This is a genomic window from Pseudomonas sp. SJZ077 (assembly GCF_007993905.1).
Lineage (GTDB): Bacteria > Pseudomonadota > Gammaproteobacteria > Pseudomonadales > Pseudomonadaceae > Aquipseudomonas > Aquipseudomonas mandelii.
The window spans coordinates 54,080-77,817 of record NZ_VIUJ01000027.1 but is presented as its reverse complement, the minus strand read 5'-3'; the positions used below and the strand labels follow the sequence as shown (position 1 = coordinate 77,817).

At 55.8% G+C, this 23,738-nt stretch carries 23 protein-coding genes and 1 tRNA gene; 14 read left to right on the top strand and 10 right to left on the bottom strand.

Annotated elements, in window-relative coordinates; all coding sequences use genetic code 11:
- Nucleotides 1-48: 48 nt before the first annotated feature.
- The 3 genes from FBY01_RS28490 to FBY01_RS28480 all read right to left on the bottom strand — a co-directional run bounded on the left by FBY01_RS28490 (nucleotide 49) and on the right by FBY01_RS28480 (nucleotide 3,414).
- Nucleotides 49-1,221, bottom strand: a complete 1,173-nt coding sequence (locus tag FBY01_RS28490; RefSeq protein WP_372241907.1) for a D-alanyl-D-alanine carboxypeptidase family protein — start codon at nucleotides 1,219-1,221, stop codon at nucleotides 49-51.
- A 137-nt stretch (nucleotides 1,222-1,358) separates the two neighbouring features.
- Nucleotides 1,359-2,759 carry a HAMP domain-containing sensor histidine kinase gene (locus FBY01_RS28485; protein WP_145310468.1) on the bottom strand — a complete coding sequence of 467 codons (1,401 nt, stop codon included), beginning with the start codon at nucleotides 2,757-2,759 and terminating at the stop codon, nucleotides 1,359-1,361.
- Nucleotides 2,737-3,414, bottom strand: coding sequence for a response regulator transcription factor (locus tag FBY01_RS28480; protein WP_145310471.1), 678 nt, complete (start codon nucleotides 3,412-3,414; stop codon nucleotides 2,737-2,739). Before FBY01_RS28480 ends, FBY01_RS28485 begins: the two co-directional genes overlap by 23 nt.
- A gap of 212 nt (nucleotides 3,415-3,626) precedes the next feature.
- On the opposite strand from FBY01_RS28480, the gene FBY01_RS28475 reads away from it, so the two are divergent.
- The 10 genes from FBY01_RS28475 (at nucleotide 3,627) to FBY01_RS32015 (ending at nucleotide 11,818) form a co-directional block, all read left to right on the top strand.
- Entirely contained in the window at nucleotides 3,627-4,412 is a 786-nt protein-coding gene (locus FBY01_RS28475; RefSeq protein WP_145310473.1) for a substrate-binding domain-containing protein, read from the top strand.
- Between the two features lie 158 nt (nucleotides 4,413-4,570).
- A complete protein-coding gene (locus FBY01_RS32380) occupies nucleotides 4,571-4,993 on the top strand; it encodes a LysR substrate-binding domain-containing protein (protein ID WP_145310544.1) in 423 nt (140 codons plus the stop codon).
- A complete protein-coding gene (locus FBY01_RS32375; RefSeq protein ID WP_145310546.1) occupies nucleotides 4,974-5,390 on the top strand; it encodes an FAD-dependent oxidoreductase in 417 nt (138 codons plus the stop codon). Before FBY01_RS32380 ends, FBY01_RS32375 begins: the two co-directional genes overlap by 20 nt.
- A 646-nt stretch (nucleotides 5,391-6,036) precedes the next feature.
- Entirely contained in the window at nucleotides 6,037-6,501 is a 465-nt protein-coding gene (locus FBY01_RS28460) for a thiol-disulfide oxidoreductase DCC family protein (RefSeq protein WP_145310475.1), read from the top strand.
- Nucleotides 6,502-6,646: 145 nt separating this feature from the next.
- Nucleotides 6,647-7,207, top strand: coding sequence for a GTP cyclohydrolase I FolE (folE, locus tag FBY01_RS28455; RefSeq protein WP_145310478.1), 561 nt, complete (start codon nucleotides 6,647-6,649; stop codon nucleotides 7,205-7,207).
- A gap of 35 nt (nucleotides 7,208-7,242) precedes the next feature.
- Nucleotides 7,243-7,953, top strand: a complete 711-nt coding sequence (locus FBY01_RS28450) for an SDR family NAD(P)-dependent oxidoreductase (RefSeq protein ID WP_145310482.1) — start codon at nucleotides 7,243-7,245, stop codon at nucleotides 7,951-7,953.
- 14 nt (nucleotides 7,954-7,967) lie between these two features.
- Nucleotides 7,968-8,273: a DUF6482 family protein gene (locus FBY01_RS28445; RefSeq protein WP_010460813.1), complete on the top strand. Its 306-nt coding sequence runs from the start codon at nucleotides 7,968-7,970 to the stop codon at nucleotides 8,271-8,273.
- Between the two features lie 25 nt (nucleotides 8,274-8,298).
- Complete coding sequence (locus FBY01_RS28440) at nucleotides 8,299-9,837, top strand: cryptochrome/photolyase family protein (protein WP_083376602.1); 1,539 nt, start codon at nucleotides 8,299-8,301, stop codon at nucleotides 9,835-9,837.
- A 575-nt stretch (nucleotides 9,838-10,412) separates the two neighbouring features.
- Nucleotides 10,413-11,381, top strand: a complete 969-nt coding sequence (locus FBY01_RS28435) for a DMT family transporter (protein ID WP_145310484.1) — start codon at nucleotides 10,413-10,415, stop codon at nucleotides 11,379-11,381.
- A gap of 116 nt (nucleotides 11,382-11,497) precedes the next feature.
- Nucleotides 11,498-11,818 carry a hypothetical protein gene (locus FBY01_RS32015; RefSeq protein ID WP_077747713.1) on the top strand — a complete coding sequence of 107 codons (321 nt, stop codon included), beginning with the start codon at nucleotides 11,498-11,500 and terminating at the stop codon, nucleotides 11,816-11,818.
- Nucleotides 11,819-12,121: 303 nt separating this feature from the next.
- Here the strand turns inward: FBY01_RS32015 and FBY01_RS28425 are convergent, their stop codons facing one another.
- Nucleotides 12,122-14,005, bottom strand: a complete 1,884-nt coding sequence (locus FBY01_RS28425; RefSeq protein WP_145310486.1) for a sigma-54-dependent Fis family transcriptional regulator — start codon at nucleotides 14,003-14,005, stop codon at nucleotides 12,122-12,124.
- 243 nt (nucleotides 14,006-14,248) lie between these two features.
- On the opposite strand from FBY01_RS28425, the gene FBY01_RS28420 reads away from it, so the two are divergent.
- Nucleotides 14,249-16,072: an NAD(P)/FAD-dependent oxidoreductase gene (locus FBY01_RS28420; protein ID WP_145310488.1), complete on the top strand. Its 1,824-nt coding sequence runs from the start codon at nucleotides 14,249-14,251 to the stop codon at nucleotides 16,070-16,072.
- Between the two features lie 30 nt (nucleotides 16,073-16,102).
- On the opposite strand, the gene FBY01_RS32010 is transcribed toward FBY01_RS28420, so the two are convergent.
- The 6 genes from FBY01_RS32010 to FBY01_RS28390 all read right to left on the bottom strand — a co-directional run bounded on the left by FBY01_RS32010 (nucleotide 16,103) and on the right by FBY01_RS28390 (nucleotide 20,333).
- Complete coding sequence (locus FBY01_RS32010) at nucleotides 16,103-16,333, bottom strand: hypothetical protein (protein WP_077747710.1); 231 nt, start codon at nucleotides 16,331-16,333, stop codon at nucleotides 16,103-16,105.
- A 229-nt stretch (nucleotides 16,334-16,562) separates the two neighbouring features.
- A tRNA-Gly gene (locus tag FBY01_RS28410) sits at nucleotides 16,563-16,638 on the bottom strand.
- Nucleotides 16,639-16,701: 63 nt separating this feature from the next.
- Nucleotides 16,702-17,262, bottom strand: coding sequence for a CDP-diacylglycerol--glycerol-3-phosphate 3-phosphatidyltransferase (pgsA, locus tag FBY01_RS28405; RefSeq protein ID WP_010460829.1), 561 nt, complete (start codon nucleotides 17,260-17,262; stop codon nucleotides 16,702-16,704).
- Nucleotides 17,263-17,294: 32 nt separating this feature from the next.
- Nucleotides 17,295-19,118: an excinuclease ABC subunit UvrC gene (uvrC, locus tag FBY01_RS28400; protein WP_010460831.1), complete on the bottom strand. Its 1,824-nt coding sequence runs from the start codon at nucleotides 19,116-19,118 to the stop codon at nucleotides 17,295-17,297.
- 2 nt (nucleotides 19,119-19,120) lie between these two features.
- Nucleotides 19,121-19,762 (bottom strand): UvrY/SirA/GacA family response regulator transcription factor, encoded by a 642-nt coding sequence (gene uvrY / locus FBY01_RS28395; RefSeq protein ID WP_147213290.1) that lies wholly within the window; start codon nucleotides 19,760-19,762, stop codon nucleotides 19,121-19,123.
- A 127-nt stretch (nucleotides 19,763-19,889) separates the two neighbouring features.
- On the bottom strand, nucleotides 19,890-20,333 hold the full coding sequence (locus FBY01_RS28390) for an N-acetyltransferase (protein ID WP_145310490.1): 444 nt from the start codon (nucleotides 20,331-20,333) through the stop codon (nucleotides 19,890-19,892).
- Nucleotides 20,334-20,994: 661 nt separating this feature from the next.
- On the opposite strand from FBY01_RS28390, the gene FBY01_RS28385 reads away from it, so the two are divergent.
- The 3 genes from FBY01_RS28385 (at nucleotide 20,995) to FBY01_RS28375 (ending at nucleotide 23,618) form a co-directional block, all read left to right on the top strand.
- The gene (locus FBY01_RS28385) at nucleotides 20,995-22,083 is read left to right on the top strand and encodes a 3-deoxy-7-phosphoheptulonate synthase (RefSeq protein ID WP_145310492.1); all 1,089 of its coding nucleotides are present in this window, start codon (nucleotides 20,995-20,997) and stop codon (nucleotides 22,081-22,083) included.
- Between the two features lie 289 nt (nucleotides 22,084-22,372).
- Nucleotides 22,373-23,254, top strand: coding sequence for a triacylglycerol lipase (locus FBY01_RS28380; protein WP_145310494.1), 882 nt, complete (start codon nucleotides 22,373-22,375; stop codon nucleotides 23,252-23,254).
- Nucleotides 23,255-23,336: 82 nt separating this feature from the next.
- Nucleotides 23,337-23,618 (top strand): peptidylprolyl isomerase, encoded by a 282-nt coding sequence (locus tag FBY01_RS28375; protein WP_007912303.1) that lies wholly within the window; start codon nucleotides 23,337-23,339, stop codon nucleotides 23,616-23,618.
- The last annotated feature ends 120 nt before the right edge of the window (nucleotides 23,619-23,738 follow it).

Below are 23,738 nucleotides of genomic sequence, written 5' to 3'. Positions count from 1 at the left end.
GGGGGTTTTCAGTGAGGTCTATCACGACAAAAAATCACCCGCTCAGATTTAGGCCTTTACCTCTCCGGTATCGTCCTGCACATCAAACAATCCTGCAAAAAAAAGATGGAATGCATCCCAGGCACGCGTCCACCAACCACCAGATTCTCCCGCTTCTAATGCGATGAGAGACCGCGTTGCAAGTTTATTCTCGCCGTCATACAGCTCGAAGCTTCCGACTACGTCACCGACGGCAATAGGAGCCTCCAGAGCGTTATTGATGTGCAGGCGGCTTTCCACCTTGCGACTACTATTCTTGGGCAGCGTCAATGTCACATCATCGAGTAATCCAACAGAAATTACGTTTTTCTCACCTTTCCACAGTCGCGGCCTCGCTAATACCTGCCCGCCTTGCTGATAAGTCTTCGTCTCGAAAAAGCGGAAGCCGTACTTCAGTATTTTTTGAGTGTCTTCTGCGCGATTGTTCAGCGTGGTAGAGCCGAATACGGCACTGATAAGACGCCGCCCATCACGAAGAGCAGAAGTGACCATGCAGTATCCGGCCTCCTCCGTATGGCCAGTTTTGAGCCCGTCAACACTTGGGTCGCGCCAGAGAAGAAGGTTGCGATTAGGTTGGCGAATGTTGTTCCAGGTGAAATATTTGTGCGCGTACAACGAATAGTAAGCGGATTCATCATTAATGATCGCCCGCGCAAGCCGGGCCATATCATGAGCCGAGGAATAGTGCTCAGGTGCCGGCAGGCCTGTAGGGTTCATGAAGTGCGTGTCAGTCAGTCCAAGCTTATTCGCTGTAACATTCATCAACCCGGCAAATGCATCTTCGCTACCCGCTATATGTTCAGACAGCGCCACACTAGCGTCATTGCCGGAGTCGATCACCACACCGCGCAGTAGATCATGCACTGGAACAACGGCGCCAGGATCAAGAAACATCCTAGAACCACCGGTTTTCCAAGCATTTTCACTGACAGTAACCGGATCGTCGGCCTTGAGGCGTCCCGCCTGTATCTCATTGGTAGCGACATACACCGTCATCAACTTGGTCAAGCTAGCCGGCGGTAAATGCATATCAGCATTTTGACTACCAATAATCGTGCCTGTCGCTGCGTCCATAAGTACCCAGGATTTAGCGCTCAATTGCGGTGGTGCCGGGATCATCGCTTGGGCAGTCGGTGAGACAGGACTCGGGGTGGATATTGGAGCCGCCCAAACTGGTGTCAGAAAAGAACACGCAAGAATGAGTGTAAGCCGCAATTGATGGTGTTTCACAAGCGCCAACCTCGGATCAGCAGAAAGACGCGCCAGACTAGAGGAGGACTTGGGAAGGCTCAAATTAACCCAGATTAAAATAAATTTAATTAGACGTCGGCGATGATCATCTCGGGCAAGGGACAGATAATCGATACAGTGGCTCCTCCACCGCTCGGTGACTCTTGGATGCGTAGTACGAAACCATGCAACCGAACAATCGCCGATACCAGAGAAAGCCCCAATCCATGCCCTGGTTGCTGTCGAGTAGAATCTCCCCGATAAAGCCTGCGAATCACGCTTTCACGCTCTGCCTCCGGTATCCCAGGGCCGTTGTCCGAGACCTCAATATTGAGAGAGCTATGCTCAAGAGAGCCACTCAAGTGGATCACACCGCCCTCGGGGGTGAATTTGATAGCGTTATCCAAAAGGTTAACCAGCGCCTCAAACAGAAGAGAAACATCACCCGACAACGCCGGAAAATCGTCAGATAGATCAAGGAGCAGTGTTAGCCCCTGCTCCTGTGCCAAGGGCTCGAAAAACTCGTGTGCCTGTGTCAGCAGCAATGCGGGTTGGAACGATTCGAAGCCTGACCTTCTCCTTGTATCTTCAAGTTCAGAAATCCGCAGCAACCCCTGAAAACGCAACATGATGGATTCACTTTCCTCCAACGCCATATCCAAGGTCTCTGCATGGGAGCTATCGAGGGGCAACTGCTGTAGCTGGTAAAGATGAGCACGCAGGCGGGTCAAGGGAGTGCGCAGATCGTGCGCGATACCATCACACGCACCTTTAACCTCGTGCATAAGCTGTTCTATATGCTCAAGCATCACGTTGACGGCATTGGCCAACATGTCGAGCTCATCGCGGCGTGAAGAGAGCGGCAGGCGTTCACCGAGGTTGCCCGAGACGATGCTTTCAGTGCAGCGTTGAAGTCGCTGTACTCTGCGTAGTGGCCGTCGCCTCAATAGCCACCAACCTATCAGCCCAGGGATAAGGGTAAGAGAGAATCCCCAAAACAATGCCTGCTCAATGATGCCGCCGACTGCGGAGATAGACCCCCCATCTCGCGACAAGATCAAAATTCGACCGTCGCCACGATGCTGCATCAACGCATGGCTACTTCGGGTTTGTTCTCGTGGCAATGCGATGCTCAAGCCTCGCTCCAGATAATGTACCTGGCCATCATCTGGCAGACTTGCTCGCAATCGGAGCAGATCACCGGCGACATGGGTGCCGTCGGCTTCAAACAAGCCGTAGGCGTCAATCCCAGAAGTCGAATAGACCTCACTGGCAGCCAATTCGCCTTCCAGGCTTGCATCATCAATTTTTTGGTAATAGTGGGCACGCTGCATCAGCGTACGCTCGGCAACAACCCCAAGATAGGTAGATATTTTCCAATAAAGCACGCCTGTAAAAACGGCTCCCCAAGCGATAAAAAACAAGGCATAAAGCCTGATAAGGCGGCTATTGGAAGAACGCCAGCGCTCATTCCTGGGAGGCAAGAACATAGCCAGAACCGCGTATTGTTTGAATGCAGGGGGAGCCGCTACCTTCGATTTTTTTTCGCAGCCGACCAATATGGACATCAATAATGTTCGTACCAGGATCGAAGTGATACCCCCAAACAGCCTGAAAAAGCATGGTTCTAGTGACCAGCTGACCCGCATTGCGCATGAAATAAGTGAGCAGTTTGAACTCGGTTGGGAGAAGCGAAATCTGCACGTCCGCGCGACTGAGTGATTGTTCGATGAGATCTATATGGAGGTTGCCGCAACTCAATCGACGCTCACTTACACCCGCAGCCGGACGCCTCAGCAGCACTTCCACCCTGGCGATCATTTCGACCGTAGAGAAAGGTTTGGTCAGGTAGTCATCGCCACCCGAACGAAGCCCTTTGACCCGCTCATCGACATCGGACAATGCGCTGATCATCAAGACTGGCGTCTGAATACCGAGGTTTCGTAACGTGCTGATTATCGTCAAACCATCAAAATCAGGCAGCATCCGGTCAAGCGTTATCACATCATGGCCGCCAGAAATCGCCGCTGATAATCCATCACGACCGTTAGCCGCCCATAGAACATCGAACCCATGGGAGGTCAGCGTGTTAACAATAGCCTTGGCTGTAACCTCATCGTCCTCTATCACCAGCGCGCGATTCATTTTTACTCCACACAACGATTGCAAACCTAAAATTCAAGCAAGCTCCAAGCACCGTAAATTTTCAAGATTGGTACAGCCTAGGTAGGGAGCATCGGACGGTAAACTAAATTTTTCTTAACCCGCCTTAATTTCGACATTGCTTGAAAAGTGACTATTTTTTTGCGTCTCCACTGCTAAACCTCGTTTCTACGCTGGATTCAGGATATCCCGTCATGACGAAGACCTTATCGAGGCTCGCATTGGCTTGCTTGTTTTTATTTGCCGATGGCATCAAGGCTCAGGATGCCACTCCCACCAAAACACTTACCCTATTTACGACCGGAGGCTTCATCGCGGCGATTCAATCCATAGCTCCCATTTATGAAAAAGCGACGGGATTCAGTCTCATCATCAAAGAGTCCCCACCTACCGGCAATACCCCCATGGCAATCACAAATCGGTTGGTGCGCGGTGAAAATGCGGATGTTGTAATCATGGAGGACTGGGAGCTGCGAAAGCTGATAGATCAAGGTCATTTGCAAAAAGCGAGTCGAATCGATCTTGGCAAGTCGTTCATTGCCATGGCCGTCCGCAAAGGCGCTAAAAAGCCCGATATAAGCAACATGAAGAGCTTCAAGAAAACGTTACTCAACGCCAAGTCCCTGGCTCTATCGGATACGTCCAGCGGAACATATCTGTCACGTATTCTCTTCCCTCAAATGCACATTTCAGAAAGGTTGAAGATCAAGACCCGAACGGTTTCCGCCGAGCCAGTCGGAGAAGCTGTCGCCCGCGGTGAAGCGGAGGTAGGCTTCCAACAATTGAGCAAACTGATGCACATGGAAGGCATTGATGTAATAGGGCTTATTCCAGATCAGGTGCAGAAAATGACGATGTACTCAGCAGCCATCACCACTGGTGGCGTCCAGCAAAAGGAGGCAGCAGCGCTGTTGAAATACCTGAGCTCAAAGGCTGCTAGGACAGCCATCAAGCTAAGTGGATTAACACCTGTGCGATGATTCTCTCAGGATAGCGGCTTGCTGAGCAGTTATGTCTGGAGCACCCAGACGCTTACTATTGGGACACCGCCAGAATTGTTGCGATTTTCTGATTAGTCATTTTGGGGGAATACTTCGCTTGCTGGCTCAAGCTTGCACCATCGAGTTTTTGATGGCTTATCGGGGCCGAGTACTTAGACAAACATCCAGGGCCAGCCGATCTGAATGAACTTGAGCAGCACTCTTGTATTCGTGCCCGGCTTCCTAGCGGCATTCCTTCACCATGGGAGTTCGTTGATAAGGGTAAAAAGCTGAAGGTCGATGTATTCGGTCAATTAGCACTGGACACTCCTCTCCTGATGTTGGAGGCAGCTAGGCAAGGCCTGGGCCTGGGCCTTGCTCAACTCCCCGAGTGGTACCTTATGGATGATCTGGTTAGCGGCCGTTTAGTAAAAGTACTGCAGCAATGGTCAACCGCGGCACCGGGATTGTCGCTCTACTACTCGGGCCATCGTCACCTGCCAGCCGGCCTGCGAGCATTGATTGGCGTTATCCATGAGGTGGGTGACATCAACCAAGTAACTGAACGCGATACTCTCTAGCCTAAATCCCCTTGCGAAGCCCGAGGAACTGGACATCGCCTATGCGGCACATTATCTCTCGGAATCAACGACACTGCCCATCACTCAAATCACCCATAAATGGGCAGGACTGCGTAGCTTCGCTCCAGACAAACGGCAGGTCGTGGGTTTCAGTCCGCAGGACGAAAATTTTTTCTGGCTCGCCGGGCAAGGCGGCAGCAGCATCCTGACCTCCCCTGCATTATCAGTATGGGCGGCTGATTTGTTTTTGGAGGGTGCACCGCCGGACGAACTGTGCAAAGCAGGACTCCAGTTCGACGTCTTTTCACCTGCTCGGTTGTCGAGGGGGGTAAGCCGTAGGGGCGGCCCTGCCCCCCGAATGCAGACAAGCGGCACAAGATCGAAACCCATGGAATGACATAGATTAAATCTGCGGAGGATTTAACGGCAATACAAAACCTGGGACTACAGGATAACGCGCGCGTTCGGCCCTCTGCGGAACCACAAACACTGGCTTCACAGCAATGTGCGATACCCGCACAGCGCACACGTTCGTCCGCGCTCCTGAGCGAGGTTTCAATGCTGTCCATCTAGACTAGCAATTGCGCCTTGACCTGATGCGCAAATTCCGGACTCACCTCCTGATCCTCATAAAACAGCACATGTGCTCGACCAAACTCGCCATCACGAACGAATTTCTGCGTGCTCGGGACCGGAGCGGATAATGTGTTCACATTGCACGCGAACACGTTTAAACGCATCGGTACAGGGCACGAACTGACGAAATTCCTGCACGGTGTTTGAAAAATTCATGGGGTATTCCCTTAGGGTGATTAGCGGTCAAACGACATGCGCGATCCGTGCAGGCCCGGCTGGATTGCTGTTCCGTCCCCGACTCGAAGCCCATTGACGAACTGGCTCAAAAAACTCAGGGAAAAAGTGCAGCCTTCGAATGAACACCAGCCGCTCCTCCAGTTTGAGCGTAACAGCCAAATGAATCGTGCCCATTGTCAGTCCTTTTCTTTCAGCATATCTTGTACAAAACCTATACAAGGTCGCTAGAAATGTACAATAAAAAGGGTTGGCCACTGACGCTGTACTTCGACGGTCAATGTCCACTGTGTGCGCGTGAAATCAAGATCCTGAATCGACACGCCACAGAGAGTCGACTGCTTTTTATTGACATCAGCAGCGGTGCGTTCGACGCCAAGGCACTCGGGTTCACTTTCGAGCAAATGCAGTCCTCGCTGCACGCCCGTTTCGCCGATGGCCGCTGGGTAACCGGTCTGGACGCCACCTTGTGGAGCTGGCGAGCCGCAGGCCTGGGGTTTTGGGCTGCGCCATTGACATGGCGTGCCATCCGACCGCTGCTTGCTTTAGGTTATCGCTGCTTCTGCCGCTTACGCCCCCATTTGGCATGGCTTCCTCACCCTGATGGCCGCCGCCGCTGTGTGGATGACCGTTGCGGGGTGCCGGAGTCAAAACCCGCACCAGACGAGCGGCCCACGTTGAAAACAAAGCAGCCCTAGAACGCTTCGCTTTGACATTGGCCCGACGAAGAAACTGGGTCATAGCTGATCGGGTGCACAACGTGTTTTCTGGTGCGCAGCAGGCACTTTCCTACTGCCAAGGATTGCCGCCACATGAAGCGCAGCATGGCTGCGAGGAGTCTAAATGAACCCATCAATAGCCAAACATTACCGTGAAATTCTCGTCGCCGTAGGCGAGAACCCTGAGCGTGAAGGACTGCTGGACACGCCCAAGCGCGCAGCCAAAGCGATGCAATACCTTTGCAACGGTTACACGATGAGTCTGGAAGATGTGACCAACGGTGCCCTGTTCGAATCGCAAAACGATGAAATGGTCATCGTGCGCGATATCGAGCTGTATTCATTGTGTGAGCATCACCTGCTGCCCTTCATCGGCAAGGCTCATGTCGCGTACATCCCCACAGGAAGGGTACTGGGTCTATCAAAGGTCGCCCGAGTCGTCGATATGTTCGCCCGCCGCTTACAGATCCAGGAAAACCTCACAAAACAAATTGCTGATGCCATCTATCACATCACCGATGCGGCCGGCGTGGCCGTGGTCATTGAGGCAAAGCACATGTGCATGATGATGCGGGGCGTGGAAAAGCAAAACTCGGTGATGACGACCTCAGTGATGCTGGGGGCCTTTCGCGAGTCATCCGCTACGCGTCTCGAGTTCCTGCAACTGATTGGGCGACGCAGTTAAGGCCCAAAATCCGTACAAGGTGTGGGAGAGGCAAAATGAACAGTTCCTTTGAGATGAACTCACTCGGCTACGGCTACCGCGCCTTGGTGATAGGCGCCAGTGGAGCGCTCGGCACGGCGTTTTGTGAATTGCTCAACGAAGATCCACGATGCTCGTTTGTTCGTGAGCTGGGGCGCAATAGTGCTCCAGGATTGGATCTGGAAAAGCCCGACAGCATCGCCAGCGCATCCGCCGAATTAGCCGAAGAAGCCCCGTATCAGTTGATTTTGCATGCTGCCGGTCTGCTTCATCGCGAAGACATCAAGCCTGAAAAAAGTTACACCTCTATTGAAGCAGATGCGCTTCAAGCGATATTCCAAGTCAACACACTCGGGCCTGCACTGATTTTGCGTCACTTCTTGCCCTTGCTTGACGCTCGCGGCGCAATGGCCGTGCTCTCCGCCAAGGTCGGCAGTATTGGCGATAACCGTCTGGGCGGCTGGTATGCCTATCGCGCCTCCAAGGCAGCGTTGAACATGTTGATTAAAACGGCTGCGATTGAACTAGCCCGAACACGCCCTCAGACACGCTTGCTGAGTCTTCATCCAGGCACGGTCATTTCGGGCCTGTCCCAGCCCTTTAAAGGCGCTTCTGCCGCCAGGCCTGCAAGCCTCGCTGCCCGCGAATTGTTATCACTGATTGACCGCTTGGCGCCTGCCGACAGCGGCGATTTCTTTGCTTATAACGGAGAACGCCTACCGTGGTAGGCAGGGAGTGAACCTTGAATCTGCAAGCGTTGACCGAACGGGCCGCCAATGGCGAAGTACGAGAGTTGGAGCTGCTGTCTCTGGAAGGCGGTTTTTATCTGGCGCGAGTCGGGCTGGATCACGGCCAGTTCACGTTGCTGGACGATACAGCGAAGCCTATGCACCTTCGCTCCATCAATCACCTGCGTGAGTTGTTGCAGTTTGTCCCGCCATTCCCCTGCGTGCTTGTTCAGCAGTGCGTCCATGACGAGATGTGCGGCTCACGTGAAGGGCGCATTGAGCCGTTACGCATTCCTTTCTCGCTGACTGCGCCTTGGTGAGTCACCTTCCGTTGGACTCTGTCGAATGAATAAGACTCACCGACTATGCCTGGTTTTGGGCGACCAGTTGTCTTTTGACCTGGCCTCATTGAAGGGGCTGGACAGCGAGCGTGATACGGTTTTACTGGTCGAAGTGATGGAGGAAGCCAGTCATGTGCCCCATCACCCGCAAAAAATCGCACTGATCTTCAGTGCCATGCGCCACTTTGCTGAGGCATTGCAGCAGCGTGGCATTCGCGTGCAATACGTCACGCTCGATGATCCGCAAAATAGCGGCTCGGTGCCAGGCGAGTTACGGCGCTGGCAGTCGCTGCTGCAGCCGGATGAGTTGCACCTGACAGAATGCGGTGACTGGCGCCTGGAGCAGTCGCTCAAAGATTGCGGCTTGGCGATTCAGTGGCATACCGATACCCGTTTTTACTGCACCCGATTCGAATTTGCATCCTGGGCCGAAGGCAAAAAGCAGCTGCGCATGGAGTTCTTCTACCGCGAGATGCGACGCAAGAGTGGCTTGTTGCTCAACGGCGATGGCAGCCCGGTCGGCGGCGCCTGGAACTTTGATGCCGAAAATCGCAAGGCACTGCCTAAAGGCGTTAGAGCCCCCTCACCCCTCCGTTTTTCGGCCGATGCCATCACCCAGGACGTGCTGGCGCTGGTTGCAAAAAACTTTTCCAGCCACTACGGCGCCCTCGACACCTTTGACTACCCGGTGACTCACGCCGATGCCCAAGCGCTGTGGGACTACTTCCTTGACTGGGGTCTGGCAGCCTTCGGCGACTACCAGGATGCGATGGCCAGTGATGAACCCTTCCTGTTCCACGCGCGGATCAGCGCCGCGCTGAATATTGGCCTGTTGGATCTGCGTCAATTGTGCAGCGACGTCGAGGCTGCTTACTGGGCGCACAGCATTCCATTAAACGCTGCCGAAGGCTTTATCCGTCAACTCATTGGCTGGCGTGAATATGTACGCGGCGTCTACTGGCTGAAAATGCCCGACTACGCCGGCGGCAATCTTTTTGGCAACAGCAGGCCGCTTCCAGAGTTCTATTGGACAGGTGACACCAAGATGAACTGCATGGGCCAGGCGATCGGCCAAAGTTTGAAACATGCCTATGCCCACCACATCCAGCGGCTGATGGTGACCGGCAACTTTGCACTGCTGGCCGGCATCGCGCCGCCCCAGATTTGCGACTGGTACCTGGCGATCTACATGGACGCATTCGACTGGGTCGAGCTACCCAATACATTGGGCATGGTCATGCATGCCGATGGTGGTTACCTGGGCTCCAAGCCTTACTGCGCCAGTGGCCAATATATAAAGCGTATGTCCGACTACTGCCGTAACTGCGCGTACAAAGTCAGTGAAAGCACGACGGACGACGCCTGCCCTTTCAATTCGCTTTACTGGCATTTTCTAATGCGTCACGGCGACCTTTTGCGCAGCAACCAGCGCATGGGCATGGTCTATAAAAACCTCGATCGTATGACTGAATCCAAGCAGCAAGCACTCTGGGATCGTGGCCAGAAGCTGCTCGCCAAACTGGATGCCGGGGAGTCGTTTTGAAGAAGAGTGAACTACCGATCAAAACCTGTGCGGTCTGCGGATTGCTCTGCCCTACTAGAAAGATCTTCCAGTCCTAAAAACTTTCGTGCTGCTACGCCGATCTCTTCGACGGAGGATTCGCGATGCCAAATTCAGATCTGCTCCCTTCCCTGCTACTCAAGATCTATCAAAACCAGCTTGCCTTTGAGGCCGCCATCATGGAACTCACGCTTTGCGTCGAGCAGCGTGGATCGGTTCAAGGTAAGCAACGGACAAGCAAGTCCTCAAGCGAATAGCTAGTTTAAAGATGTATGGCAATTGGAGAGGGCCTGAAAGGCTCTCGTCTGGCCGAACATTTTTATCGCCATAACCAGAAAAAATATGGTCGGAATAGGCCTGCGCACCCTAGTCATACGATCTCCAATCATTAACCAAAGAAGCAAAAATCACCCCTTCAACGCAATACCAGAGCCTGCAACGCTCGAAACCCTCTTGCCCGGCCTACTCGAATACGATACAAACCAATCCAGTTGTACGACAACATTATAAAAATGCCCCCGCCACCTGAGTCGGCCTATCACTCTTCGAGACCTGCCATGCCCCGCCCTACGTATGCCCAAACCATACCGCCGCCCTTCCCCCGCCATCTCGCCGTGATCATACTTTTGTGCATGGGCTGCGCGTTCGCCGGTAACCATGTGGCGGCACGGGTTGCTTTTGATGATGGCGCGGGTGTGTTGTTGGCGATTTTGATGCGTTCTGGCGGGACCTTGCTGGTGCTCGCCATCCTGGTGCTGTGGCAAAAACAAAGTCTGCGTCCGCCGCCGGGTACCTGGCACTGGCAGTTGCTGTTGGGCCTTCTGATTACCGTGCAGAGCCTGTGTCTGTACTCCGCTGTAGCACGGATCCCAGTGGCGCTGGCGCTGCTGGTGGCCAACGTGTTTCCCATCTTGCTGGCGTTGCTCACCTGGGTAGTGGGTGGCCCGAGACCGACTGCACGCACCGCTACGTTGATGGGTTTGATTCTGGTTGGGCTGGTGTTTGTGTTGGATGTCCCCGGGCGTGTGTCGACCACGACCAACGTCAGCCAAGAATGGCTGCTGGGCGTCGTGTTCGCGTTCTGCGCCGCCAGCGTATTCGCATGCGCGCTGTGGATTACTGACCACAAGTTGTCTCAGGTACGTGGTTCGGTGCGCAGTCTGTTGACCATTTTTATCGTATTCGGCAGCGTCAATCTTGCGGGGTTGGCTGGCGCCCTTCCAGGCGGACTAAATCTGCCCGCGACGTCAACCGGATGGTTGGCCCTTGCCACCTTGGTGGTGCTGTACGGCACGGGTTTTATCGTACTGTTTATTTTGGTGCCTCGGCTGGACATGCCACGCAATGCGCCGGTAATGAACATCAAGCCGCTGGCGACGTTGCTGATGGGCTGGATTGTGCTGGATCAGATGCTCAGTGCGGGGCAGGTTCTGGGTGGGGCGATTGTGGTCACCTGTATCGTTTTGCTGACGTATCGCACATCAGCTATCAAGGCTGACGCCAAAGCGCCACGGGCACAGTGCTAATACCAGGGATACTGCTTGGGGTTAAACAACGTAACCGCCGTCCTACCCGAGAACTTAGGTAGTCATCCATTGTGACTTCATTGAACGAGCGCCCTTTGGAAGATCGGAGGTGTGGAATGAACCCAGTAACACCTGACGGTCGTTACTTTGTTGTCAAAGGGCAGCTGTGGCGATGTTCTAATCCATCGCTTAAGGAGGATGTGCGGCAGAGTCTCGTAGATGAGCTCATGGCAGCTCGACGCGAGGTGAAGAAAGCTAAGGCTTCGGGAGACGCATCGCAAACGAAGCTGGCTCGGGAAAAGGTGCAAAAGGCCAAGGTAGCGCTCGGTGAACGGGGCCCTGTCTGGTGGGAAGATGATAGCCCTGACCTCAACAGGTACCGGGTGACGAATACTCCGTATGCGGAGTGGTTCAGCTCGCTTCATGAAGCCGAATAACTGCCGGTTCAAGGTCAATATCTGAGTGGTGATGCCAGTGGCCAATTTGAGCACGCCTTCGACACGACTATCGACGCCCCGGTCCGGGTTGTAGCTCGCCTCGAGCCAGACCTCCTGTGATTGCTTGTTGCGCCTCACAAAACGTTCACGTATTTACTTGCCCCTGCCAAGTGCTGCCAGAACCTACGGCAGTCCGCACTGCCCGGGTAGTCAGGAAAATAGACGTCTGGGGCTTATGTACTCAAACCGACATCACTTGGCCGGTATCCTTCAAGACGTCAGTCAGGCACAGCGGTTCGGCATTCAACCGGGGCGCGAAATACCATGCTGGCGCAGTTTGCGGTAGAGCGTATTACGGCTGATCCCCAGGCGGGCGGCGACATGAGCGATGTGCCAATGTTCCGCCTCAATCAACGTTAGCAGTGTCTGCCGTTCGGACACTCCAAGTGGGTTTTCGGCTAACACGGCTGGAACTGCCGGTAGCAACTCCGCCAAATCCTCCAGAGTGACACGTCCCTCTATCGACAACGCTATCAGTGTGCGCAGACACGTGCGCAGCTGCCGGACATTACCCGGCCAAGGATGCGTCAGCAAGCGTTCTCTAACTCCGGCCTCGAGCCGAATCCTTGCACCTTTTGTCTCTTCGCGCAGTAGAAGGTCGAGCAAACGACCCTTGTCTGAACGCTCACGTAACGGTGGGAGCTGCACGGAGAAACCGGCAATGCGATAAAACAAGTCTTCGCGAAAACGCCCTTCGACCACACAGGTGTGCAGATCCTGGTGGCTGGCACTGATAAGGCGAATATCGAGCGGACGTGCCGTCGCGCCGCCTAGGGGCACCACCTGACGTTCCTCCAGCACCCGCAGCAGGCGAGTCTGCAACGCCAGGGGCATATCGGCGATCTCATCGAGAAATAGAATGCCGCCATGGGCTTGCTCCAGCTTACCGATCATTCCGTCCTTGCGTGCGCCAGTAAAGCTGCCGCCGTGATAGCCGAACAGCTCGCTCTCGATCAGCGTTTCTGGAATGGACGCGCAATTGATCGCTACAAACGGCTGGCTAACCCTGGAGCTGGCGCGATGCAGCGCAGCAGAAAAAGCTTCTTTGCCTGTACCGGTTTCACCTTGTAAAAACACGGGTACGTCACGCTCCAAAACACGCAATGCGCGAGCAAAGCCGCGTTGCAAGCGCGGATCTTCGAGACACACTTGCCCGTCGTCAATTTTGGGGATTGCAGGAGTGCCGGAAGGCACTCGGCGTAAGGGTTCTCGCAACTGTCCGTAGAGCTGGCGTCCGTCCAGCAGCCGCATTGGCCAGCAGACACTTGGCTGCGAGCTGGCCTGACTCATCACCTGATCGAGAGGTGTCTCCAACAGCATCGTCAGAGATTGCCCAACCACCTGCTCACGGCTGAGGCCCAGCAGCTCGAGCGCCGCATGATTGACTGAACAGATACAAGCGCTCTCGTCGAAACTGAGCAACCCCTCCCCCAATAGCCCGACGTAGCCGGACTCCGGGTGGAAGCGCAGCAAGTATCGCTGCGGATCATGCCCCAGGAAATAACAGCTCTCGATCAAATGGGCTGTCAGGTTGGTCAATGCCATTGCTTTGAAGTGCTGCTGAAGACCTTGTTCTTCTCGCACAGAAGAGAGATTAAGAACGGCGAGCAACTCTCCGCTCGCATCAAATATCGGGCTGGCCGAACAGGTTAAGCCGGCATGCTTGCCACGGAAATGTTGATCACGACGGATAGTGACATGCTGTCGCTCGACCAGGCAGGTGCCGACACCGTTGGTTCCCTCACAATCCTCGCTCCATACCGAACCGAGCCACAGTCCGGAACGCTGCAATTCGGCTCGTTCGGAGTCATTGAACACGCTGTCGATCGCCACACCGCGAGCGTCGGTGAGTAGCACCACGTGTCCGTCACCCCCCAATTGTTGGTGCAAGCTGGTCATCTGCCAGTGCGCGACGGAGATGATGTGTTCCAGGGGGGCGCGGTGATCCTGTAAGCGTGGGTGCTCAACTACATTCGTTGCACGGCGGCTGGCCGGATCAAGCTGATGCTGATCCAGGCAACGGCGCCAAGACCGCGTAATAGCCAGATCAGCAGTATGGCTGGCAGAGGTGCCCAGCACGGCTTGCAGCACTTGTTGTGCGTGAGCATTGATAAAGGCTGGCTTCATTGTTCTTGTTCTCCGTACGGTTAGGACACGGGGCTGTTCGAAGCTTATATGAAAACACCGCGAAGAGCGCTCCATGTCCCGCGTGACACTCTGTCATCCGCCATTCCCAGATTCGTGACATAGATCTGAGCAAACACCCGGGTGGTACTGTCTCAGCCGCTCTGGAACGGGGCTTTCATGAAGATGGCCCGAGCCTTGCTCCACGGCAAGTTGTTACAAAAACAACAAGAACGGGAGAAGCCCATGAACATCGCTATCGAAACACCTCTGCAAACGCCAACTGCTCAACTCGCGGCTTGGGTCGAAAACCTCGGCGAGCGTCTCGCCCAACGTGATGTGGACGGCGTACTGGAACTGTTTGCCGAAGAGTGTCACTGGCGTGACCTGCTACTTTTCAGCTGGAACCTGGTGACCCTCGAAGGCAAGCCTGCCATCCGAGACATGCTCGAAGCACGCCTCGACCAGACTCGTCCTGAGCGATGGAAACTGGAAGGTGAAGCGACGCTGAATGACGGTGTGCTCGAAGGTTGGATCAGCCTGGAAACCGAAGCGGCGCGAGGTAAAGGCTACGTTCGCCTAAAAGACGGTGTGTGCTGGACGCTGTTGACAGCCATGCGCGAGCTCAAAGGCTTTGAAGAACCCAGTGGCCGCCGTCGTCCAATGGGTGCAAGTCATGGTCACACCCACGCCGACAAACGCAACTGGTTAGAGCGTCGCCAAGATGAAGAAGCTTCGCTAGGCATTACCACCCAACCTTACTGCCTGATCGTTGGTGGCGGCCAAGGTGGGCTGGGGCTCGCTGCGCGGCTCAAGCGAATGGGCGTGCCAACTCTGATCGTCGACAAAGCCGAGCGTCCTGGAGATCAGTGGCGCGGTCGCTACAAGTCGCTGTGCCTGCACGACCCTGTCTGGTACGACCATATGCCTTACCTGCCCTTCCCCGATCACTGGCCGGTCTTCACCCCAAAAGACCAAATTGGCGACTGGCTGGAAATGTATACCAAAGTCATGGAGCTCAATTATTGGCCGCGTACAGAATGTGTGAGTGCCAGCTTTGACGAGCAAAGTGGCACCTGGGAGGTTGAAGTTCAGCGCGACGGCGAGCGTGTGACTTTACAGCCCACCCAGTTGATCCTCGCCACCGGCATGTCTGGCGTACCCAATGTTCCCACTTATCCGGGTGCAGAGGCTTTCAATGGCCAGCAGCATCATTCCAGCCGCCATCCCGGCGGAAACGCCTGGAGCGGCAAGCGCGCGGTAGTAATCGGTGCGAACAATTCTGCTCACGATATATGCGCCGACCTTGTGGAGAACGGTGCTGAGGTGACCATGGTGCAACGCTCCAGTACTCACATCGTGCGCTCTGACAGCTTAATGGATCTCGTCTTCGGCGGGCTCTACTCCGAAGATGCCTTGGAGTCGGGTTTGACCACCGACAAGGCCGACATGCTGTTCGCCTCGATCCCCTACAAGGTAATGCCAAGCTTTCATCAACCGATCTTTGAAGCGATCAAGGAGCGTGACAAGGACTTTTACGAGCGCTTGGCCAAGGCCGGGTTCATGCTGGATTTCGGTGACGACGAGTCTGGCCTTTTCATGAAGTACGTACGCCGTGGTTCTGGTTACTACATCGACGTCGGCGCCTCCGAACTGATCGCCAACGGCACGATCAAGCTCAAGAGTGCTCCTGGCCTGGGTGTCGAACGCATCGAAGCAGATGCCGTCGTCCTCAACGATGGCAGCCGCCTACCTGCAGATCTGATCGTCTACGCCACGGGCTATGGCTCAATGAATGGGTGGGCGGCGAAGCTGATTTCCCAGGAAGTCGCTGACAAGGTCGGCCGTTGCTGGGGACTGGGGTCTGGAACCACGAATGATCCTGGTCCTTATGAGGGCGAATTGCGCAACATGTGGAAGCCCACACAGCAGGAAAACCTCTGGTTCCACGGTGGCAACCTGCACCAGTCACGGCATTATTCGCTGTATCTGGCGTTGCAGTTAAAGGCGCGCTTCGAAGGCATCGACACATCCATCTACGGCCTTGCAAAGAGCCATCACGCTGGCTGAGTCAGAAGGCGCCCAACCGAGGTTGGGCGCTCAATCGGCACGGAAACGCTGGCTGAGCGATCCTTGAAAATGCTCCAGCAGAAAATCCACGAACACTCGTGTTTTGGCCGGCAAAGCTTTTCGGGACGAGAAGTACACCGAAACGACACCTAGATCCACATACCAATCCGGTAACAAACAGTACAACCCATCCATATCCTTGAGGGTATAGTTTTTTCCGTAGAGTTTGGCGTTACGAACGGCGGTATCAGTCAAAGGCATGAATACATCTCCTCGTCTCGTTCGATTGAGGAGAGATGTACGGGTCCGGCGATGCGTCATCTATCTGGAAACGGCTATCAGCAAAGCGCGGATTTCAATGTACTCATTGATGTACTTAAAATTCGTGGCTGCAGGTAGATTTCGGTAGAATTCGCCGGAACGAAAAAAGAGGCCGAAGCCTCTATTTTCTAGATTTGCAGAGCTCAATGGAGCTCTGCAAAACAACATCTGGAGCGGGAAACGAGACTCGAACTCGCGACCCCGACCTTGGCAAGGTCGTGCTCTACCAACTGAGCTATTCCCGCGTCTTGGTGTGGCGCATTCTATAGAATCCAGAAGCCCCGTCAACCCTTTGATTCAAAAAAGTTTTATTTCTTTTCCACGTCGGTCTTCAGATGCGGCCAGGCAGCCCGCAGGTATTGGACCATGGACCACAATGTCAGGCCGGCAGATACCAGCAGCAAGGCATAACCGATCAAGACCCAGAAGGTAAAGTCCGATGGATTGGCCAGCAGGATCACCAGCGCCAGCATTTGCGCGGCGGTTTTCCATTTGCCCAGGTTCGACACGGCAACGTGAGCCCGTGCACCGAGTTCGGCCATCCACTCGCGAAGTGCCGAGACGACAATTTCGCGACCGATAATGACGGCCGCCGGCAGCGTGAGCCACAGGTTGCCGTGCTCTTGCACCAGCAACACCAGCGCAACGGCCACCATCAGCTTGTCAGCCACGGGGTCAAGGAACGCCCCGAATGGTGTGCTTTGCTCCAGACGACGGGCCAGATAACCGTCCAGCCAGTCTGTGGCGGCGGCAAATGCGAAGACCGAAGCGGAGGCCATGTAGCTCCATTGGTACGGCAGGTAGAACAGTAAAATGAAGATCGGGATGAGCAGGACGCGTAGAACGGTAATCAGATTAGGGATATTCATCGGCACAACTGGCTACGAGGTGAGGTGGCATTCTACTCGCTGTGTAGATTTGCATAAATCAACTCTGCGAGCTTTTTACTGATCCCGGGTGCTTTGGCGATCTCTTCGATGCTGGCACGAGACAGCTCCTGCAATCCACCAAAATGTTTTAACAAATCTCGGCGGCGTGTCGGTCCGACGCCTGCAACGCCCTCAAGTGTCGAGGTGCGCCGGGTTTTACCACGGCGGGCCCGGTGCCCGGTAATGGCGAAACGGTGGGCTTCATCGCGTATCTGTTGAATCAGATGCAGCGCGGGGGAATCACCGCGCAAAGTAAATTCGTGAGCTGCGTCGTTGAGGTACAGGGTTTCAAAACCGGCCTTGCGCGTCGCCCCCTTGGCCACGCCCAGCAGAATCAGGTCAGGCACCGCCAGCTCATTGAGCACGTCGCGGGCCATCGACAGCTGACCCTTGCCGCCGTCCACCAGCAGAATGTCCGGCAACTTGCCCTCCCCGTCCTTCAGTTTACTGAAGCGCCGCGTCAGGGCCTGGTGCATGGCTGCATAGTCGTCGCCCGGGGTGACGCCTTCGATGTTGTAACGACGATAGTCGGACTTGATCGGGCCTTCCGGACCGAACACCACGCACGACGCCACGGTGGCTTCGCCGCTGGAGTGGCTGATGTCGTAGCACTCCAGGCGCTGTGGCGGCTCGTCCAGGTTCAAGACTTCTGCCAGGGCATCGAAACGCGCGGCGACGTGTTGACGGTTGGCCAGCCTCGCGCCCAACGCCTGCTCGGCATTGGTGACCGCCAATTGTTGCCAGCGTGCTCGCGTACCCCGTACCCGATGGCTGATGGTCAACTCGCGACCGCGCAGCTCTTCAATGGCCGCAATGAGGGTCGGAAAGTCTTCGTGAACCACGTTGACGATCAGTTCGCTCGGCAGGTCGCGCTCAGGACTGGTAATGAAGTACTGGCCGAGAAAGGCAGCCATGACCTCGGAAACGTCCTCGTCGATGCCGACCTGAGGGAAGAAGTTCTTGCTGCCCAACACCCGCCCACCGCGCACGCTGATCAGGTGAACACAGGCACCGCCCGGATTGACGAACGCAGCGATCACATCGATATCGCCGGTTCCGCCTTCCATGCTTTGCTGATCCTGGACTCGACGCAGCAGCGAAATCTGGTCACGCAACTCGGCGGCGCGCTCGAACTCGAGGTTGATCGCCGCCTCTTCCATGCCCGCGGACAACTCGTCGGTCAGCGCATTGCTGCGGCCTTCAAGGAACATCACTGAGTGGCGAACGTCCTCGGCATACACTTCGGGCTCTACCAGCCCGACACACGGGGCCTTGCAGCGCTTGATCTGGTATTGCAGACAAGGGCGCGTGCGGTTCTTGTAATAGCTGTCTTCGCACTGGCGAACAAAAAACGTTTTTTGCAGCAAGCTCAAGCTTTCGCGAATCGCGCCCGCGCTGGGATACGGACCGAAATACTTGCCCTTGGCCTTTTTCGCACCGCGATGAATGCTCAGACGAGGAAACTGGCCATCCGAAAGAAAGACGTAAGGGTAGGATTTGTCATCGCGCAGCAGGATGTTATACGGCGGACGCCACTCCTTGATCAGCGTCTGCTCAAGCAGCAAGGCTTCCGTTTCGTTGGCCGTGATGGTGGTTTCGACCTGGGCGATACGGGCGACCAGCGCCGCCGTCTTGGGCGCGAGACCGGATTTGCGGAAGTAGCTCGACAGGCGATTTTTCAGGTTCTTGGCTTTGCCGACATACAGAAGGCGAGCATCGCTGTCGAACATGCGGTAGACGCCGGGGCGCCCACTGACGGTCGACAGAAAAGCGCCTGGATCAAAGACTTCGGTCATTTTCAGAGGCTGGCATCGACCATGCCGTGACGCACCGCCAACAGCGTCAGCTCGACATCACTGCTGATCGAGAGCTTCTCGAAAATGCGGTAACGGTAAGTGTTGACCGTTTTGGGCGACAGGCAGAGCTTGTCGGAAATGATCTGGACTTTCTGACAGCCGACAATCATCAATGCGATCTGGATCTCGCGTTCCGACAGCGCGTCGAAGGGCGAATCGTTGGTCGGCTGAAAGGATTTGATCGCCAGTTGCTGTGCAATCTGCGGGCTGATGTAGCGTTGCCCGGCAAACACCAGGCGAATGGCCTGGACCATTTCCGGCAACCCGGCGCCCTTGGTCAGATAACCGGCGGCACCGGCCTGCAGCAGTCGCGTAGGAAACGGATCTTCCTCGCACACGGTAACCGCGACGACTTTGATGTCCGGATGACTGCGCAATAATTTGCGCGTGGCTTCAAGACCGCCGATCCCGGGCATCTTGACGCCCATCAGCACCACATCGGGTTTCAACTCACGCGCTTTAAGCAGGGATTCCTCCCCCGACTCAGCCTGGCCGACTACTTGCAGGCCATCGATGTCAGCCAGCATTCGTGTAATGCCTGTACGAACGAGATCATGGTCATCGACTACTAGCACCCTAATCAAGCAGACACCTCGCGATATGGTCTTATTGGGTTGCCGGACACCTTAGCAAAAAGCGACTGGCAGACCTAGCGGCAAGCGCTATATAAAAAGTTTCAATACATCTTGAAAGGCTTGTCGCTAGCGTGTTTCAGCGGTACAGCTCATCGACATCACGCTGCATTCTCAGGAAACACTCGTCTTGGCCGGCTACCTTCAGTCCTTTTCTCTCGTACAGCGCTTTGGCCGGATTCGTTTCAAAAACTGTCAGGCGTAATGCTGGACGCCGTTCCTTGCACGCCATGGCCAATACCTGATCGATCGCCCAGGAACCGGCACCCTGCCCCTGAAACGCTTCCAGCACGTGCAATTCGCGGATATACAAAGCCCTGGAGTCGCGACTGAGGCTCACATAACCCAGCAAGACATCGTCCCGGACAATCAACCAGTTCTCGCGCCCGGCCCAGGCGACATCGAACGCCTCGTCCTGCCAGAGCAGGTCATTTTGAATGTAATAGCGGAGCATGTTGCGACAGGTCAGTTCGCGAGCGAAATCAAGGTCGCCGGATGTTGCCGGGCGCCAGTCAAAAGCCATTAAAACCTCCGCAGGTGCCAACGATCAGTGTCGTCATGGTTCGCCCTTGTGACATCACTCGTGAGTGACGCCCAAAGTGTGTCACAAACCTCGACCACTCAAGCGATAGAAAAGGTGATCGGTCATCGATAGCATTTTCTGATTGAAACCGCGCACCGGCCTCTAGTAAGCTCGGGGCATTCATCGGAGACAGACCATGTTCAACGCCCTCTTACAGCTTCGTACCGCCAGCGCCTCGCGCTCGGTTACGGCTGCCCGGGCGACTGACGTTTGTGCTCCGGTCAGCTTTTATTTTGGGTATTGGTTTAGCCACTGGCGCGCCTGATACCCACACGGCGCCCACTTTAAACGGGTCGCCACCAGAGAATTCTCAACCCCCGGTCGGCTTCCCGATCGGGGGTTTTGTTTTTTCAGCCCCTGATTTTTTTGCGACACACCAGACAACCAGAGGATTTACGAAATGAACTACGCCACTTATTACCGTTACGACAGTTTTTCCGCCTGGCGATTTAGCAGCCTCCGCTCGGGACAGCCTGCCGCCTCCGATCGGTCACCCACAGGTGGCAAGCACACACACGCAGCCAATCCGGCCAATTGTCGAACACCCCAGTAGGGCCGAGCGCGGGGGAACGAACCCGCCGCCAGCCCAGGAAGCCTGAATATGAACTCGTCCGTCTCTGCTCTGCCGCTGTCCACCTTGAGTCCCGCCAATGAAGCGCTGACCTTGCGTCTGCCCAGCTCGTTGCAACTCAAGCAGCAACTGCCCCTCAACAACGCCCTGACCCGGCAAGTCGCCGCCCACCGCGACGCGGTCCGCGCGATCCTCAACGGTGAAGATTCCCGTCTGCTGGTCATCGTCGGCCCTTGCTCGATTCACGACCCCCAGTCCGCCCTCGAATACGCCACCAACCTCGCTCGCCTCGCCACCGAAGTCAGCGACCAGTTGTTGCTGGTGATGCGCGCCTACGTCGAAAAGCCCCGCACCACGGTCGGCTGGAAAGGCCTGGCCTACGACCCGCAGCTTGACGGCAGCGATGACATGGCCGGCGGCTTGACCCTGTCCCGTGAACTGATGCGCGAGATGCTGCGCCTCGGCTTGCCAATTGCCACCGAACTGTTGCAACCGATGGCGGCCGGCTACTTCGACGATCTGCTGAGCTGGGTCGCCATCGGTGCCCGCACCACCGAGTCGCAAATCCACCGGGAAATGGCCAGCGGCCTGAGCATGCCCGTCGGATTCAAGAACGGCACCGATGGCGGCGTGGCCGTTGCCAGCGATGCCATGCGTTCGGCCGCCCACCCGCATCGTCATTTCGGTGTCGACAGCCAGGGGCATCCTGCGATCATTCAAACCCCGGGCAATCCCGACACCCATCTGGTGTTGCGCGGCGGTCATCGCGGGCCGAACTACGATCGCGACAGCGTCGCCCAAGTGAACAGCGACTTGACCCGACTCAAGATCCCCGCACGGATCATGGTCGACTGCAGCCACGCCAACAGCGGCAAAGACCCGGCTCGTCAGCCCGCCGTATTCAACGATGTGCTTGAGCAACGCCTGCAAGGCGATCAATCGCTGATCGGCATGATGATCGAGAGCCATTTGTTCGAAGGCTGCCAGCCCTTGAGCCCATCGCTGCGCTACGGCGTATCGGTGACTGATGGCTGCCTCGGCTGGACCGGAACGGAACACCTGTTGCGACAGGCCGTCGACCGGCTGCGGGCACAGAACGGCGTTCAGCGACCGGCATAACCACCGCCGACCTTCCAGCCCTCGATTCGAGGGCTGGGCGTCTGAAAAGCGAATCGGTTGACAGGTAAACGGCGTAGACACAGTAGGCCGTTGCATTGATGCGCTCGGCGAGCGACAAAAAGATGTCCAAATATTCCGAACGGGACCTCAGGCTCTTTCGAACTTTCCTACGTTTTCTATACCTTTTTCATCAACTTACAGCGGATTCCTCATACATCGCCGAGCCGCTGGTGTGCTTTAGAGTGAGCCCATATTCACCTCTCTGAACCATCGCGAAAAAGGAATGAACATGCTACGGAATGCAACTACTCAGTATCCAATCCTGTTGATCCACGGCCTCTTCGGCTTTGATCGCATTGGCAAAGTCGAACTCTTCCATGACGTCAAGCAGGCCCTCAGAAGTGCCGGTGCAAGAGTGTTCATCCCCCACCTCTCGGCTACCCAAAGCAACGAAGTGCGCGGTGACCAACTGTTGGCACAGATCGAACGGGTGCTGGAAGGAACCGGCGCCCACCAGGTCAACCTGATCGGTCACAGTCAGGGTGCCCTCGCAGCACGTTACGCCGCCGCCATCGCGCCGGAGATTGTCGCGTCGGTGACTTCGGTCAGCGGCCCGAACCACGGCTCGGAACTGGCCGATTTCCTGCGCAAGGCCCTCACACCGGGACGCCTGCCGGAACACGTCGCGGCCACGGTTGCCACGCTGTTTGCTGACTTTCTGTCGTTGCTCAGCGGTCATCAGCATTTGCCGCAGAATGCCATCGCTGCGCTCAACGCCTTGACCACCGAAGGTGTGGGCGCGTTCAACGACAAATACCCGCAAGGACTGCCGAAAACCTGGGGCGGCAAGGGGCGCGAACTGGTGAACGGCGTGCGTTATTACTCCTGGAGCGGCACATTGCAGGGTGACCTTCTCGATAAAGGGTTGGGGGCGGTCAGTCCGCTGCACGGTTTCCTCCAGGCCTTCTCTCGCTACTTCACCACCGAGGCAGAGCAAAATGACGGCATGGTGGGCCGCTACAGCTCCCATTTAGGCAAAGTCATCCGTTCCGACTATCCGCTGGATCATCTGGACAGCCTCTGTCAAACCGCCGGCCCGCTGCGCAAGGGCATCGATCCGATTGCCTTGTATGTGCAGCATGCCGAGCGCCTGAGAAATGCCGGCCTATAATCTGTCCGGAACTTTGTCGAGAAATAGGCCACTGAATCCGGTAGGCTCCGCACTTTACTGAACATTGAAAGGAGAATTTTCCATGGCTAAAGCCACTGCCCGTCACATCCTGGTTAGCTCGGAAGACAAGTGCAACGAACTCAAGGCCCAGATCGAAGGCGGCGCTGATTTCGCCGAAGTTGCCAAAGCCAACTCCACTTGCCCATCCAGCCGCCAGGGCGGCGACCTCGGCTCGTTCGGTCCAGGACAGATGGTCAAGGAGTTCGACACCGTCGTCTTCAGCGCACCTATCAACGTGGTGCAAGGCCCGGTCAAGACCCAGTTCGGTTACCACCTGCTGGAAGTGACCAGCCGTCAGGACTGATCAGCACTCTGATATTCTGCACAGCGGCCCGCCTTTTGGCGGGCCGTTGTGTTTCGGATACGTAATACGGCTGGCGAGGGACGCGCCGCTAGCGTACAAATTGCGGTTATCGACCACCCG

Bases quoted from the DNA above. Each gene is read 5' to 3' on its own strand.
- FBY01_RS28485 (WP_145310468.1), bottom strand. From the start codon at position 2,759: ATGTTCTTGCCTCCCAGGAATGAGCGCTGGCGTTCTTCCAATAGCCGC.
- FBY01_RS28480 (WP_145310471.1), bottom strand. From the start codon at position 3,414: ATGAATCGCGCGCTGGTGATAGAGGACGATGAGGTTACAGCCAAGGCT.
- FBY01_RS28475 (WP_145310473.1), top strand. From the start codon at position 3,627: ATGACGAAGACCTTATCGAGGCTCGCATTGGCTTGCTTGTTTTTATTT.
- FBY01_RS28460 (WP_145310475.1), top strand. From the start codon at position 6,037: ATGTACAATAAAAAGGGTTGGCCACTGACGCTGTACTTCGACGGTCAA.
- folE (WP_145310478.1), top strand. From the start codon at position 6,647: ATGAACCCATCAATAGCCAAACATTACCGTGAAATTCTCGTCGCCGTA.
- FBY01_RS28450 (WP_145310482.1), top strand. From the start codon at position 7,243: ATGAACAGTTCCTTTGAGATGAACTCACTCGGCTACGGCTACCGCGCC.
- FBY01_RS28440 (WP_083376602.1), top strand. From the start codon at position 8,299: ATGAATAAGACTCACCGACTATGCCTGGTTTTGGGCGACCAGTTGTCT.
- FBY01_RS28435 (WP_145310484.1), top strand. From the start codon at position 10,413: ATGCCCCGCCCTACGTATGCCCAAACCATACCGCCGCCCTTCCCCCGC.
- FBY01_RS32015 (WP_077747713.1), top strand. From the start codon at position 11,498: ATGAACCCAGTAACACCTGACGGTCGTTACTTTGTTGTCAAAGGGCAG.
- FBY01_RS28425 (WP_145310486.1), bottom strand. From the start codon at position 14,005: ATGAAGCCAGCCTTTATCAATGCTCACGCACAACAAGTGCTGCAAGCC.
- FBY01_RS28420 (WP_145310488.1), top strand. From the start codon at position 14,249: ATGAACATCGCTATCGAAACACCTCTGCAAACGCCAACTGCTCAACTC.
- FBY01_RS32010 (WP_077747710.1), bottom strand. From the start codon at position 16,333: ATGCCTTTGACTGATACCGCCGTTCGTAACGCCAAACTCTACGGAAAA.
- pgsA (WP_010460829.1), bottom strand. From the start codon at position 17,262: ATGAATATCCCTAATCTGATTACCGTTCTACGCGTCCTGCTCATCCCG.
- uvrC (WP_010460831.1), bottom strand. From the start codon at position 19,118: ATGACCGAAGTCTTTGATCCAGGCGCTTTTCTGTCGACCGTCAGTGGG.
- FBY01_RS28390 (WP_145310490.1), bottom strand. From the start codon at position 20,333: ATGGCTTTTGACTGGCGCCCGGCAACATCCGGCGACCTTGATTTCGCT.
- FBY01_RS28385 (WP_145310492.1), top strand. From the start codon at position 20,995: ATGAACTCGTCCGTCTCTGCTCTGCCGCTGTCCACCTTGAGTCCCGCC.
- FBY01_RS28380 (WP_145310494.1), top strand. From the start codon at position 22,373: ATGCTACGGAATGCAACTACTCAGTATCCAATCCTGTTGATCCACGGC.
- FBY01_RS28375 (WP_007912303.1), top strand. From the start codon at position 23,337: ATGGCTAAAGCCACTGCCCGTCACATCCTGGTTAGCTCGGAAGACAAG.